The organism is Gilliamella bombi (assembly GCF_900103255.1).
Lineage (GTDB): Bacteria > Pseudomonadota > Gammaproteobacteria > Enterobacterales > Orbaceae > Gilliamella > Gilliamella bombi.
The window spans coordinates 19852-33149 of record NZ_FMWS01000001.1; the positions used below are offsets into that span (position 1 = coordinate 19852).

Below are 13298 nucleotides of genomic sequence, written 5' to 3' on the forward strand. Positions count from 1 at the left end.
GCGATCACCAGAATTGCAAAAATGATACTAAAGATTAGTAAAATAGGTTTATCTATTATCTTTAAATATAATTATTTTATTCGTTAATTTTTGTTATTTGGCTAACAAGTTTACCTTTTTTCAGCTTTGTTACGATAATGTCACCCACCGTGACTTGTTCAGAGCGACGAACCACTGTGTTGTTTTGGTCGGTGGTAACTGAATAACCTCGTTCGAGAGTAGCTAGCGGACTAACGTTGTTAAGTTGAGAGGTTTGTAAAACAAATTGATGTTGTGATTTTATTAACTTTTGTTTAATTAAATTAATTAATTGTTGCTGTTTTTGCCAAGTAAGTTGCCCTAAATAGGTAATATTATTTTGTGGAGATACTCGTAATAGTCTTTTATCGAGTGAATTATGACGATTTGATAGTCTGAGAAAATATTGCTGAATATTTTCAGATAATGAATGGCGATAAGCTAAAAGTTGATTTAATTGTTTTTCTAGCTTTGTTTGTGGATGTTGAGTCTGTAATTGGTGTCGCCATTTATTGAGTTTTTCTCGGCATTGCATTAAATAATAATCCATTGCCATGGTTAAATGCTGCTGTTGAACTTGCAAACGTTTTACTTGTTGTAAACTGTCTTGACTAACAAGCTCGGCTGCTGCAGATGGGGTTGCCGCTCTAACATCAGCCACAAAATCGGCAATCGTAAAATCAATCTCATGCCCAACCGCACTCACAATCGGTATTTGACTAGCAAAAATAGCTCTGGCTACCACTTCTTCATTAAATGACCATAAGTCTTCAAGCGAGCCACCACCTCGTCCAACAATTAATATATCACATTCTTGACGAATGTTGGCAATGTGAATCATGTTAGCGATTTGCCCTGCCGCTTCATTGCCCTGAACTTGCGTTGGGTAAATAATTAAATGCAAACTTGGATCTCGGCGTTTTAATATCTGACAAATATCATGCAATGCCGCACCCGTTGATGAAGTGATAATTCCAACTATGCGAATGTTTTCTGGTAATGGCTGTTTATTGGTAGAATCAAATAAACCTTCCTCAGACAGCTTTTGTTTTAGTTGCTCAAACTTTTGCTGTAATAATCCCGTACCTGCTGCTTGGATTTTATCAATAACCAGTTGGTATTCGCCACGTGCCTCATATAGTGTTACTGTGGCCCTAACTAAAACTTGTTGCCCATTTTGTGGGATAAAACCTGCACGAAAATTGCTGTTGCGAAACATAGCACAGCGTACTTGTGCACTATCGTCTTTTAACGAAAAATACCAATGACCTGATGATGGACGTGAAAAGTTTGATATTTCACCTATTAACCAGATCTGGCCAATAGCATCACAAAGCAATTCTTTAACCATTTGATTAAGATCTTTCACTGATAAAATTGAATTGTTTTGCATGCTATTATCCTTATTACAACTATATTATAACTATAAAGGTTTATACTAAATCAAATTGAGCCCAAATTGGTGCATGATCAGATGGTTTTATCATTGCACGAATATCATAATCAATACCCGTTTGTTTACAATAAGTCATCATTTTTTGACTAGCTAATATTAAATCAATTCTTAACCCATTATGGGTTTCAAAACCTTTAGTACGATAATCAAACCAAGAATACTCAAGTTCAGTTGGGTGAGCATTGCGGTAAGTATCAATAAAACCGAGAGACATTAATTCGTTTATCCATTTTCGTTCTTCTGGTAAAAATGAACATTTTCCCGTACGAAGCCATCGTTTACGGCTATCATCTGGAATGCCAATATCTAAATCGGTTGGGCAAATATTCATATCGCCCATAACTAAAGTTAGTTGATTATTTAATTGATGATCTTGTAAATACTGTATTAAGTCATTGTAAAATTTACGTTTGGCTAGATATTTAATTTCATGGTGTAAACTTTCTCCTTGAGGGAAATAACCATTAATTATTGTTAGATTACCTTGACTAGTAGGTAACTCAATTATGATCAAACGACATTGAGCATCATCACTATCGTTTGGAAAGCCACATTGCACAGACAAAGGTTGTTGCTTGGTTAACAACGCTACTCCATAATGCCCTTTTTGTCCGTGATAATGTAAGTGATAACCAAACTTTGCTAATTCATCAATGGGAAACTGATCGTTATGAACTTTAGTTTCTTGTAAACCAATAATATCTGGTTGGTGTGTCTCAATAATTGCTGATAATTGATGAATTCGAGCGCGAAGGCTATTAATATTAAACGAGATAACTTTCATAATAAATTTATTATATTTAATTCCATGTTATAAACTAAATACGCATCGTAACAAAAATACGTTATACTGTTAAGCTATTACAATAAAAACCACCATTTGTGATAAAGGGAATCACTAAATATGTCTACGGAATTACTTGCCTTGCGCGATAAAATCGATGAAGTCGATAAATCCATTTTATCTTTAATTACAAAGCGATTAGCATTAGTTGCCGAAGTTGGCGAAGTAAAAAGCAAACATGGCATTCCGATTTATGATCCCAATCGTGAAGCGGATATGTTAGCTAAAAGGCGACATGAAGCTGAAAAAGTAGGTATATCCCCCAATTTAATAGAAGATATTTTACGTCGTTTAATGCGTGAGTCTTATATTAGCGAAAATGATAAAGGTTTTAAAAAAGTCTATAGTGGTCAAGGATCAATAGTGATTGTTGGTGGTAATGGGCAAATGGGACGATTGTTTGCTCGTTTATTTACCCTATCTGGCTATCAGGTTAAAACATTAGGCTCCAAAACTATGCATCAAGCAGCCGAAGTGGTTACTGATGCAGTGGCTGTTATCGTGACAGTACCTATTAACAAAACCTGTGAAGTCATTAAACAACTACCACCATTACCCAAAGATTGTATTTTAACGGATTTTACATCCATAAAAGCCAAGCCTCTCCAGGCAATGCTTGATAAACATCAAGGACCTGTAGTCGGTTTACACCCAATGTTTGGTCCAGATGTACCAAATTTAGCCAAACAAATTATTGTTTATTGTGAAGGACGATATCCAGATAAATACCAATGGCTAATTGAACAAATGCGTATTTGGGGTGCCAATTTATGTGCGATTAATGCCAAGGAGCATGACAAATGCATGTCATTCATCCAAGCATTACGCCATTTCACTTCGTTCTCATATGGTGTCAATTTGCAACGAGAACAGGCCGATTTAGAGCAATTGATCGCACTTTCTTCGCCAATTTATCGCCTTGAATTGATGATGGTTGGGCGCTTATTTGCTCAAGATCCTGAGCTTTATGCCGATATCATCATGGCGTCAGATGATAATATTGAATTAATTAAACGCTACTATGAACGCTTTGGGCAAATGGTCAAACTAATTGAACAACGTGACAAAACTAAATTTATTAAAAGTTTTAACGAAGTAACTCAATGGTTTGGTAGTTATGCCGAACGTTTTATTAAAGAGAGCCAAGGATTATTAAAATTTGCCAATGATAATCGAGAGTAGTTTTATATTAAAAAGTATACTTTCCTGAAAGTTTTTCACAAATTAAAATATACTTTTTATCAAAAGATAGTTGTTAGAAATAATAAATGTTAGTGTGAGGGAATATCATGTCTAATCGGAAATATTTTGGTACAGATGGGATTCGCGGTAAAGTTGGCCAGTATCCTATTACACCAGATTTTGCGCTTAAATTAGGCTGGGCTGCTGGGCGAGTGCTAGCCAAAGATGGCGTTAAAAAAGTATTAATCGGTAAAGATACCCGCATTTCAGGCTACATGCTTGAATCAGCACTAGAGGCGGGATTTGCTTCTGCTGGTGTTGCCGCTGCGTTTACAGGACCAATGCCAACCCCGGCCATTGCCTATTTAACCCGCACTTTTCGTGCTGATGCTGGCGTTGTCATTTCTGCCTCGCACAATCCTTTTTATGATAATGGTATTAAATTCTTTTCAACCGAAGGGAAAAAACTTGATGATACAATCGAATTGGAAATTGAAGCCGAGCTTGAAAAAGAGATCGATTGCGTTGAATCCAAACAACTCGGGCGAGCTAGCCGTATTACCGACGCTGCAGGGCGTTATATTGAATTTTGTAAAAGCACATTTGACCATGATTTAAGTTTGTCTGGATTAAAAATTGTTGTTGATTGCGCTAATGGTGCCACCTATCACATAGCACCAAAAGTATTACGAGAACTAGGAGCACAAGTAATAAAAATTGGTTGTGAGCCAGATGGTGTTAACATCAATGAAAACTGTGGCGCAACTGACATAAAAGCGCTTGCTAAACGAGTTATTGATGAAAAAGCCAATTTAGGTTTTGCCTTAGATGGCGATGGTGACCGCATAATCATGGTTGATCATAAAGGTCGAAAAATTGATGGTGATTTAATTATCTATATCATTGCCCGTGAAGCATTAAGACAAGGTCAACTAAAAGGCGGCGTTGTCGGCACATTAATGAGCAATATGGGGCTTGAAATTGCACTTAAAAATCTCGGTATCCCATTTGCTCGTGCTAAAGTTGGTGATCGTTATGTACTTGAAAAACTAATCGAAAAAAAATGGCGCTTAGGTGCCGAAAATTCGGGACATGTTTTATTGTTAGATAAAACCACCACTGGTGATGGTATTATTGCAGGTTTACAAGTATTAGCCGCAATGATTCGTAATGATATGTCATTAGCTGACTTGTGCAGTGGTATGACAATGTTACCACAAGTATTAATTAATGTTCGGTTTTCAGGTGAAAACGACCCCTTAAATAGTGATGAAGTAAAAGCGGCAATTAAACATGCAGAAAAACAGCTTGGTCATAATGGTCGAGTTTTGATCCGTAAATCAGGAACCGAACCGCTAATTCGTGTTATGGTAGAAGGAAGCAATGAAAACGAAGTGCAAAAGTTGGCAGAAACTATCGCTACAGCAGTTAAAGCCTAAAAATACCCCCAATCATGCCCATTAATTAAGCCATTAATTGAGCTATATTGAAGTTAGAATAGTAAAAGAAGTTGCGTGCATTTACGTAAAATTAGTAAAAAGTGTCTAAAATTTTAATTTTGTTAATCAAAGGTTGACTTGTTATAGGCAATTAGGTTTAAAATAGTAACTTCAGATTATTATAGCAATTGCTTATATCTTTCAACTGAAAACATGAGCAATATTTTTTATTTTTTAAAAATAGGTTAAGAGGGTTATATGTCGGTTTCCTCTCCAGCTTCACCACAAGCTTATATCAAGCATCATCTTGAGAACTTGCAAGTAGGTTCTGGTTTTTGGACCTTAAATCTTGACTCATTGTTCTTTTCGATCTTACTTGGTGTTATTTTTTTGTGGATATTCCATCGTGTAGCAAGAAAAGCCACCAGTGGTGTCCCAAGTAAACTGCAATGTGCAGTAGAAATGATCTTCGAATTTGTCAATAATACTGTTAAGGACATGTTTACTGGTCAAAATAAACTCATTGCGCCGTTAGCATTAACTGTGTTTATTTGGGTTTTCTTGATGAATTTAATGGATCTTATCCCTGTTGATTTTCTACCTTATGCAGGTCAGTACCTAGGTCTGTCACACTTGAGAGTTGTACCAACCGCAGATGTAAGCATTACTATGTCGATGTCCTTAGGTGTGTTTGCACTTATCATCATTTACTCGATCAAGTACAAAGGGATTTCAGGGTTTGTTAAAGAATATACCTTGCATCCATTTAATCACTGGGCGTTTGCACCTATTAATTTAGTACTTGAATTAGTTAGCCTATTAGCAAAGCCTGTTTCTTTAGGGCTTCGACTTTTCGGAAATATGTATGCAGGTGAGCTTATTTTCATCTTAATTGCTGGATTATTACCTTGGTGGTCACAGTGGGTATTATCGTTACCATGGGCCATTTTTCATATTTTAATAATTACGTTACAAGCTTTTATTTTTATGGTGTTGACGATCGTCTATTTAGCTATGGCGTCGGCAACGGAAGATCATTAATTTTAATATTTTTTTGTTAATAAACTGGAGTATATAATGGAAATGTTATTTGTAGCCGCAGGCATTATGATGGGATTAGCTGCAATTGGTGGTGCAGTTGGTGTTGGTTTATTAGGCGGTAAATTTTTAGAAAGTGCTGCTCGTCAACCGGAATTAATGCCTATGTTACGTACTCAATTCTTTATCGTTATGGGTCTAGTTGATGCAATCCCAATGATCTGTGTAGGTATTGCACTTTACGTTATCTTCGTGGTTGCAGGTTAATAAAAATTTAAGGGGGAATCGTGTCATGAATATGAACGCAACTCTCCTCGGCCAAGCAATTACATTTGTATTGTTTGTTTGGTTCTGTATGAAGTTTGTTTGGCCTCCTGTTATTGGCGCGATTGAAAAACGCCAAAAAGAGATAGCCGAAGGACTTGCTTCAGCAGAAACAGCAAAAAAAGATTTGGAATTAGCCAAAGCGAATACATCTGACATAATGCAACAGGCTAAGGTTGAGGCTAATGCAATTATTGAGCAAGCGAATAAACGCAAAGCAATCATTCTTGAAGAAGCAAAACAAGAAGCTTCTCGCGAAAAAGAACGAATTGTTGCTCAAGGACTTGCCGAAGTAGAAGCTGAACGCAAACGAGCAAGAGAAGAGCTTAAACAACAAGTCGCTACACTCGCTATTGCTGGTGCAGAAAAAATTATTGAACGTTCTGTTAATGAAGCCGCAAATAGCGACATCATTGATAAACTCGTAGCTGAACTATAAGGAGAATAGAGCAATGGCTGACTTAATTACGATTGCTCGCCCTTATGCTAAAGCCGTTTTCGAATTTGCGGTAGAAAATAACAGCATCGAATCATGGCATAAAATGTTAGTGCTAACATCTGAAGTGAGTAAAGATACTCAAATAAGAAGTGTCTTAACATCTGATATGAAAACTGATTCGGTGGCTAATTTACTCATCAACATTTGTAAAGATGTGTTAGATGAGTTTGGTACTAATTTTATTAAGATTATGGCTGAAAACAAACGATTATCACTTCTTCCTGAAGTGTTAACCTTGTTTGAACAATATTGTTTAGATAGAGAATCGCAAGCAGATGTTGATGTAATTTCTGCTAGTGAACTAACTAATGAGCAACTTAATAAAATTTCTGTCGCTGTCGAAAAACGTTTATCACGAAAAGTAAAACTAAAATGTCATATAGATAAATCGCTCATTTCTGGTTTTATTATTCGTACGGGCGATATGGTTATTGATAGTAGTATCAGAGGGCGTTTAAATCGTTTAAATAACGCTCTACAGTCTTAAGGGGACTGATAATGCAGCTAAATTCAACTGAAATAAGTGAACTAATTAAAGAGCGGATAGCTCAGTTCAATATTGTGAGTGATGCTCACAATGAAGGAACTATCATATCTGTAAGTGATGGTATCCTTCGAATCCACGGATTAACTGATGTAATGCAAGGCGAAATGATTGCATTACCAGGCGGCCGATATGCAATGGCATTAAACCTTGAAAGAGACGCCGTTGGTGCGGTAGTCATGGGACCATACGAAGACTTGTCTGAAGGTATGAAAGTACAATGTACTGGACGTATTTTACAAGTACCAGTTGGTGAAGGTTTATTAGGTCGCGTTATTAACACACTAGGTGAACCAATTGATGGTAAAGGCTCACTTCAACATGACGGTTTTTCACCAGTAGAAGTAGTTGCACCTGGTGTTATCGATCGTAAATCCGTTGACCAAGCATTACAAACTGGTTATAAAGCCGTTGACTCAATGATTCCAATTGGACGTGGTCAACGTGAACTTATCATCGGTGACCGTCAAACAGGTAAAACAGCACTTGCTGTCGATGCAATCATCAACCAACGCGACTCAGGTGTAAAATGTATTTATGTTGCCATTGGTCAAAAACAATCAACTATTGCCAATGTTGTACGTAAACTTGAAGAGCATGGTGCACTTAAAAACACAATTGTGGTTGTGGCATCAGCGTCTGAATCAGCTGCGTTACAATACTTAGCGCCATATGCTGGTTGTGCAATGGGAGAATACTTCCGCGATCGTGGGCAAGATGCATTAATTGTTTATGATGATTTATCTAAACAAGCTGTTGCTTATCGTCAAATTTCGTTATTACTTCGTCGTCCGCCTGGACGTGAAGCTTATCCTGGTGATGTATTTTATCTTCATTCTCGCTTACTTGAACGCGCAGCGCGAGTCAACGAAGCCTATGTTGAAGAGTACACCAAAGGCGAAGTAAAAGGAAAAACAGGCTCATTAACAGCATTACCAATTATTGAAACTCAGGCTGGTGACGTTTCAGCATTCGTACCAACTAACGTAATTTCGATTACTGATGGACAGATTTTCCTTGAAACTAGCCTATTTAACTCAGGTATCCGCCCTGCGGTTAACCCTGGTATTTCGGTTTCACGTGTGGGTGGTGCTGCACAAACTAAGATAATGAAAAAATTATCAGGTGGTATTCGTACTGCGCTTGCACAGTATCGTGAATTAGCTGCGTTCTCTCAATTTGCATCAGACTTAGATGAAGCAACAAGAAACCAATTAAGTCACGGTGAAAAAGTAACAGAATTGTTAAAACAAAAGCAATACTCGCCAATGACTGTTGCTGAACAATCAATAGTACTTTACGCCGCTGAACGTGGTTATCTTGAAGATGTAGAATTAGCTAAAGTATTACCATTTGAAACAGCACTACTTGCTTATGCCCATAGTCAATATGCCGATTTTGTTAAATCAATTGATGGAACAGGTAATTACAATGATGAGATTGAAGCTAAGCTAAAAGAATTACTTGAAAGCTTTAAATCAACTCAAACATGGTAAGGGTGAGGTAAAAAATGGCTAATGCAAAAGAGATTAGAACAAAAATTGCCAGTATCCAAAGTACGCAAAAAATCACTAAAGCGATGGAAATGGTTGCCAATTCTAAAATGCGTAAGACGCAAGATAGAATGGCTGCTAGTCGACCATATGCCGAAATGATTCGTGAAGTAATTGGACATTTAGCGTTAGCTCAGATAGGCGCCAAACATCCTTATTTAGAAGAAAGAGATGTAAAGCGAGTTGGCTATCTTATCATTTCAACCGATCGTGGTTTATGTGGTGGTTTAAATATCAATCTTTTTAAAACTGTCATTGCTGATATGTCAGCATGGCAGGAAAAAGGTGTTGAAGCTGATGTTGCTTTAATTGGTTCGCGTGGTGTTTCGTTTTTCTCGTCAGTGAAAGCGAACATCTTAACTCAAGCTACTAATTTGGGCGATGAACCAAATTTATCCGATTTAATTGGGCCGGTAAAAACAATGCTTGAGGCATATGACAACGGTAAAATTGATAGATTATATATTGTCACAAACAAATTTATTAATACGATGTCACAAAAGCCGACAATTCAGCAATTATTACCTTTACCACCATCAGAAGATAAAAAACTCAAAGCTTCATCATGGGATTATATTTATGAGCCTGATGCTAAATCACTATTAGACGTGATTTTACGTCGCTATATTGAATCACAAGTTTATCAAGCAGTGGTTGATAATTTAGCGAGTGAACAAGCAGCAAGAATGGTGGCCATGAAAGCGGCAACGGATAACGGTGCAAACCTAATTAATGAATTACAAATTGTGTATAACAAGGCACGTCAAGGTGCTATTACTAATGAATTAATTGATATTGTATCCGGTGCAGCCGCTGTTTCAGGTTAGTGCTAAATATTAGCTTATAGTTAAGAAAAAGACGTAGAGGATTAAAAATGGCTACTGGAAAGATTGTCCAGATCATCGGTGCGGTGGTTGATGTCGAATTCCCAGAAGATGCAGTACCAAAGGTATATGATGCATTAGAAGTGGAAACAGGCACTGAAAAATTAGTTCTGGAAGTTCAGCAACAATTAGGTGGTGGCGTTGTATGTTGTATCGCAATGGGTTCATCTGATGGTTTAAGACGTGGACTTGACGTAGTAAACACTGGTCACGGCATTGAAGTACCTGTTGGTACAAAAACACTAGGTCGTATTATGAACGTACTTGGTGATCCTGTTGATAAAGCAGGTCCTATTGGAGAAGAAGAACGTTGGGCGATTCACCGTGCAGCCCCAACCTATGAAGAACTTGCAAACTCAACAGAACTACTTGAAACAGGTATTAAAGTTATCGACTTAATTTGTCCATTTGCTAAAGGTGGTAAAGTTGGTCTGTTTGGTGGTGCTGGTGTAGGTAAAACCGTTAACATGATGGAGTTGATCCGTAATATCGCTATTGAACACTCAGGATACTCAGTGTTTACTGGTGTGGGAGAACGTACTCGTGAAGGTAATGACTTTTACCACGAAATGAAAGAATCAAACGTACTTGATAAAGTATCATTAGTTTACGGCCAAATGAATGAGCCACCAGGAAACCGTTTACGTGTTGCGTTAACTGGTTTAACTATGGCTGAAAAATTCCGTGACGAAGGTAAAGATGTTTTATTATTCATCGATAATATTTATCGCTATACATTAGCTGGTACTGAAGTATCTGCGTTATTAGGTCGTATGCCATCGGCAGTAGGTTATCAACCAACATTAGCTGAAGAAATGGGGTTACTACAAGAACGTATTACTTCAACTAAGACTGGTTCGATTACTTCAATCCAAGCGGTGTATGTGCCAGCAGATGACTTGACTGACCCATCACCAGCAACAACCTTTGCTCACTTAGATGCGACAATCGTATTAAGTCGACAAATTGCTTCTTTAGGTATCTATCCGGCAGTGGATCCATTAGATTCAACTAGTCGTCAATTAGATCCTTTAGTTGTTGGTCAAGAGCACTATGATTGTGCACGAGGTGTTCAGTCAATTCTACAACGTTATCAAGAATTAAAAGATATTATTGCTATTCTTGGTATGGATGAGTTATCTGAAGATGATAAATTGATCGTTGCTCGTGCACGTAAAATTCAGCGCTTCTTATCTCAACCATTCTTTGTTGCAGAAGTATTTACTGGTTCACCAGGAAAATATGTACCTTTAAAAGATACGATCAGTGCATTTAAAGGAATCATGAATGGTGATTATGACCATATTCCTGAACAAGCATTCTATATGGTTGGTTCAATTGATGAAGCGATTGAGAAGGCAAAATCTCTCTAAGAGATTCATTGAACGAAGATCGTATTAATGGAGATCGTATTATGGCACTAACTTCCTATCAATTAGAAGTTGTTAGTGCTGAATCTCACCTGTTTTCGGGTGATGTTCAGCGAATCAGAGTCACAGGTAAGGAAGGTGAACTTGGGATTTATCCTGGCCATACCCCTTTACTCACAACCATAAAACCAGGCATGGTCGGCATTGTGAAAGCGGATGGTGAAGAAGAGTTTATCTATCTATCTGGTGGCATCTTAGAAGTACAACCTAACATCGTAACTATCTTGGCAGATACTGCAATTCGTGGTGAAGATTTAGATGAAGCAAGAGCACAAGAAGCAGTAAGACAAGCACAAGAACATATTAATCACCCAAGCGATGATATGTCATTTGCACAAGCATCTGCTGAATTATCAAAAGCTTTGGCAAAAATTCGCGTTATCGAATTGACTCGCCGCATGGGTCAATAGTTTGCTTTTGATTTTTTATCATACACAAAAGGCTATTTTGTATTACAAGTAGCCTTTTTTAACTTTCCGATAAGTTGATTGCTAAAGGACTTTCCAACATTTAACTTGTGAGTTGTACCCATTCTATATCCAAATTAAAGCTAAAAAAGATTAGTTAATCAATCGAATTATTTACTATCTACACTTAAATTATTTTTCGATACAAAATAAACGTCGCTCAATCCAGCTGAACAAAATTCAGTAATATCATTTTCGTTAACTTCTACTGCATCACCTTTTGTTATAACTTGATAGCTATTGCCATTATCATCATAAAAAACGAAGCGATAAATTTGGGTATATACATATTTTTTCTTTATCATATTATTTGTATTTTTCTTTTTTTCTGATGCCAATAATGTTACTGTTGTTTTTGATGGATCTAAATCAGCCATCTCAACGATTCCTCCATCATATTGCATCCACCGAGCCGCATTATTCATGAAAGCATTTGCACAATTAGGTGTTTTAGCAAAAGAGATTATAGGCCACATTATTAGCCCAATAATTAAGAAATTTTTTTTCATTTTACAACCTTTAATTTTTTGTCTTGCCGTATTCATTTAGCTAAATAATTGATAAAGCAATAATATAGTTTGGTTAAACACGTCTGAAATCTTTAGTAATTTCACTAATTAATCAAAATAATCAACCTGGCGTTTTGCTACTAAATAACTATCAACGTTACCTATTGAGCATTCTTTATCAGAATCTTCATTTTTTGTGATGACTTCGTAAGATTTATTTTGATTATCATACAAAACAAAGTGGTAAATTTGTGTATATAAACCCTTACTTTTCTGTTCAGATGCTAAAAGTGTTATTCTCAATTTTGATTGATTCAAGTTTTCAATCTCCACTATATTACTACTTTTCAACCACTCTTTAGCCTTATTCAGAGCGTGATTATGGCAATCTGGCCCCTTAGCAAAGGATAGAATTGGACATAATATTAACAATATTAATAAAGAAAGCTTTTTCATATAATTACCTTAAATTATTCTTTTTTACCTATATTACTTATATCGTTGACTAAAAACAGTCTAAAATACCGAGTTTACTTACCTATTATTAGATAACCTATTGATGAACTTGGCTTTTGGATATTAGATATTTATTCACATCACTCATTGAACATTCTTCGTATGATGCTTGGCTTTTTGTAATAACTTCGTAACTATTACCATTCTTATCATAAAAAACAAATTGATAAATTTGCGTATATAAATCTTTTTTTATTTTCTCTGAGGCCAATTGCATTATTTTGGTTTTTGATTCATCCAAGTCTTGGATATCTACTATCTTTTCATTTTTCATCCAAACCATGGTCATGTTCATAGGCCAAGTATAACAATTAGGTCCTTTGGCTAAAGATACTAGTGGCCATGACATTAACAATATCAGTATAGTTAGTTTTTTCATATTATTACCTAAATTGATTTCTTGTAGATGACGCCACAAAGTGTACCATGTAAAAATTAAGTTGTAATTATAGACTGCTGATCTTTTGTGTTTATATATTAATCAACAATACATTGGTAGCCACAAAAGTATAAATACCAGCGATAACATGCTGGCATAATTCCTATTTGTTCTAAATGTTGAGTTATTGCACCTGAGCTATGTTGATGTGCTTGC

General features: G+C 36.4%; 15 protein-coding genes. 10 read left to right on the forward strand and 5 right to left on the reverse strand.

Features of this window, described 5'->3' with window-relative positions; all coding sequences use genetic code 11:
• Nucleotides 1–76: 76 nt before the first annotated feature.
• Nucleotides 77–1411: an exodeoxyribonuclease VII large subunit gene (gene xseA / locus B9N71_RS00090; protein WP_085163676.1), complete on the reverse strand. Its 1335-nt coding sequence runs from the start codon at nt 1409–1411 to the stop codon at nt 77–79.
• Nucleotides 1412–1451: 40 nt separating this feature from the next.
• Nucleotides 1452–2258: an exodeoxyribonuclease III gene (gene xthA / locus B9N71_RS00095; protein ID WP_085163677.1), complete on the reverse strand. Its 807-nt coding sequence runs from the start codon at nt 2256–2258 to the stop codon at nt 1452–1454.
• A gap of 120 nt (nt 2259–2378) precedes the next feature.
• Between xthA and tyrA the strand changes: the two genes are divergently transcribed.
• The 10 genes from tyrA to B9N71_RS00145 all read left to right on the forward strand — a co-directional run bounded on the left by tyrA (nt 2379) and on the right by B9N71_RS00145 (nt 11621).
• A complete protein-coding gene (gene tyrA, locus B9N71_RS00100) occupies nt 2379–3500 on the forward strand; it encodes a bifunctional chorismate mutase/prephenate dehydrogenase (protein WP_085163678.1) in 1122 nt (373 codons plus the stop codon).
• A 107-nt stretch (nt 3501–3607) separates the two neighbouring features.
• Nucleotides 3608–4939, forward strand: a complete 1332-nt coding sequence (gene glmM / locus B9N71_RS00105; protein WP_085163679.1) for a phosphoglucosamine mutase — start codon at nt 3608–3610, stop codon at nt 4937–4939.
• A 258-nt stretch (nt 4940–5197) separates the two neighbouring features.
• Nucleotides 5198–5980, forward strand: coding sequence for a F0F1 ATP synthase subunit A (gene atpB, locus B9N71_RS00110; RefSeq protein WP_085163680.1), 783 nt, complete (start codon nt 5198–5200; stop codon nt 5978–5980).
• Nucleotides 5981–6016: 36 nt separating this feature from the next.
• Nucleotides 6017–6244 carry a F0F1 ATP synthase subunit C gene (gene atpE / locus B9N71_RS00115; protein WP_143421962.1) on the forward strand — a complete coding sequence of 76 codons (228 nt, stop codon included), beginning with the start codon at nt 6017–6019 and terminating at the stop codon, nt 6242–6244.
• Between the two features lie 25 nt (nt 6245–6269).
• Complete coding sequence (atpF, locus tag B9N71_RS00120) at nt 6270–6740, forward strand: F0F1 ATP synthase subunit B (protein WP_034911222.1); 471 nt, start codon at nt 6270–6272, stop codon at nt 6738–6740.
• Between the two features lie 13 nt (nt 6741–6753).
• On the forward strand, nt 6754–7287 hold the full coding sequence (gene atpH, locus B9N71_RS00125; protein WP_085163682.1) for a F0F1 ATP synthase subunit delta: 534 nt from the start codon (nt 6754–6756) through the stop codon (nt 7285–7287).
• An 11-nt stretch (nt 7288–7298) separates the two neighbouring features.
• On the forward strand, nt 7299–8840 hold the full coding sequence (gene atpA / locus B9N71_RS00130; RefSeq protein WP_085163683.1) for a F0F1 ATP synthase subunit alpha: 1542 nt from the start codon (nt 7299–7301) through the stop codon (nt 8838–8840).
• A gap of 14 nt (nt 8841–8854) precedes the next feature.
• Nucleotides 8855–9724, forward strand: a complete 870-nt coding sequence (gene atpG, locus B9N71_RS00135; RefSeq protein ID WP_065590589.1) for a F0F1 ATP synthase subunit gamma — start codon at nt 8855–8857, stop codon at nt 9722–9724.
• A 47-nt stretch (nt 9725–9771) separates the two neighbouring features.
• On the forward strand, nt 9772–11154 hold the full coding sequence (gene atpD / locus B9N71_RS00140) for a F0F1 ATP synthase subunit beta (RefSeq protein WP_034911215.1): 1383 nt from the start codon (nt 9772–9774) through the stop codon (nt 11152–11154).
• 41 nt (nt 11155–11195) lie between these two features.
• Complete coding sequence (locus B9N71_RS00145) at nt 11196–11621, forward strand: F0F1 ATP synthase subunit epsilon (RefSeq protein WP_034911289.1); 426 nt, start codon at nt 11196–11198, stop codon at nt 11619–11621.
• 167 nt (nt 11622–11788) lie between these two features.
• Here B9N71_RS00145 and B9N71_RS00150 read toward each other — a convergent pair whose 3' ends face one another.
• The 3 genes from B9N71_RS00150 to B9N71_RS00160 form a co-directional block, all read right to left on the reverse strand.
• Complete coding sequence (locus tag B9N71_RS00150; protein WP_085163684.1) at nt 11789–12187, reverse strand: hypothetical protein; 399 nt, start codon at nt 12185–12187, stop codon at nt 11789–11791.
• 108 nt (nt 12188–12295) lie between these two features.
• The gene (locus B9N71_RS00155) at nt 12296–12643 is read right to left on the reverse strand and encodes a hypothetical protein (protein WP_065590591.1); all 348 of its coding nucleotides are present in this window, start codon (nt 12641–12643) and stop codon (nt 12296–12298) included.
• Nucleotides 12644–12740: 97 nt separating this feature from the next.
• The gene (locus B9N71_RS00160) at nt 12741–13082 is read right to left on the reverse strand and encodes a hypothetical protein (protein ID WP_085163685.1); all 342 of its coding nucleotides are present in this window, start codon (nt 13080–13082) and stop codon (nt 12741–12743) included.
• Between the last annotated feature and the right edge of the window lie 216 nt (nt 13083–13298).

Bases quoted from the DNA above. Each gene is read 5' to 3' on its own strand.
- xseA (WP_085163676.1), bottom strand. From the start codon at position 1,411: ATGCAAAACAATTCAATTTTATCAGTGAAAGATCTTAATCAAATGGTT.
- xthA (WP_085163677.1), bottom strand. From the start codon at position 2,258: ATGAAAGTTATCTCGTTTAATATTAATAGCCTTCGCGCTCGAATTCAT.
- tyrA (WP_085163678.1), top strand. From the start codon at position 2,379: ATGTCTACGGAATTACTTGCCTTGCGCGATAAAATCGATGAAGTCGAT.
- glmM (WP_085163679.1), top strand. From the start codon at position 3,608: ATGTCTAATCGGAAATATTTTGGTACAGATGGGATTCGCGGTAAAGTT.
- atpB (WP_085163680.1), top strand. From the start codon at position 5,198: ATGTCGGTTTCCTCTCCAGCTTCACCACAAGCTTATATCAAGCATCAT.
- atpE (WP_143421962.1), top strand. From the start codon at position 6,017: ATGGAAATGTTATTTGTAGCCGCAGGCATTATGATGGGATTAGCTGCA.
- atpF (WP_034911222.1), top strand. From the start codon at position 6,270: ATGAATATGAACGCAACTCTCCTCGGCCAAGCAATTACATTTGTATTG.
- atpH (WP_085163682.1), top strand. From the start codon at position 6,754: ATGGCTGACTTAATTACGATTGCTCGCCCTTATGCTAAAGCCGTTTTC.
- atpA (WP_085163683.1), top strand. From the start codon at position 7,299: ATGCAGCTAAATTCAACTGAAATAAGTGAACTAATTAAAGAGCGGATA.
- atpG (WP_065590589.1), top strand. From the start codon at position 8,855: ATGGCTAATGCAAAAGAGATTAGAACAAAAATTGCCAGTATCCAAAGT.
- atpD (WP_034911215.1), top strand. From the start codon at position 9,772: ATGGCTACTGGAAAGATTGTCCAGATCATCGGTGCGGTGGTTGATGTC.
- B9N71_RS00145 (WP_034911289.1), top strand. From the start codon at position 11,196: ATGGCACTAACTTCCTATCAATTAGAAGTTGTTAGTGCTGAATCTCAC.
- B9N71_RS00150 (WP_085163684.1), bottom strand. From the start codon at position 12,187: ATGAAAAAAAATTTCTTAATTATTGGGCTAATAATGTGGCCTATAATC.
- B9N71_RS00155 (WP_065590591.1), bottom strand. From the start codon at position 12,643: ATGAAAAAGCTTTCTTTATTAATATTGTTAATATTATGTCCAATTCTA.
- B9N71_RS00160 (WP_085163685.1), bottom strand. From the start codon at position 13,082: ATGAAAAAACTAACTATACTGATATTGTTAATGTCATGGCCACTAGTA.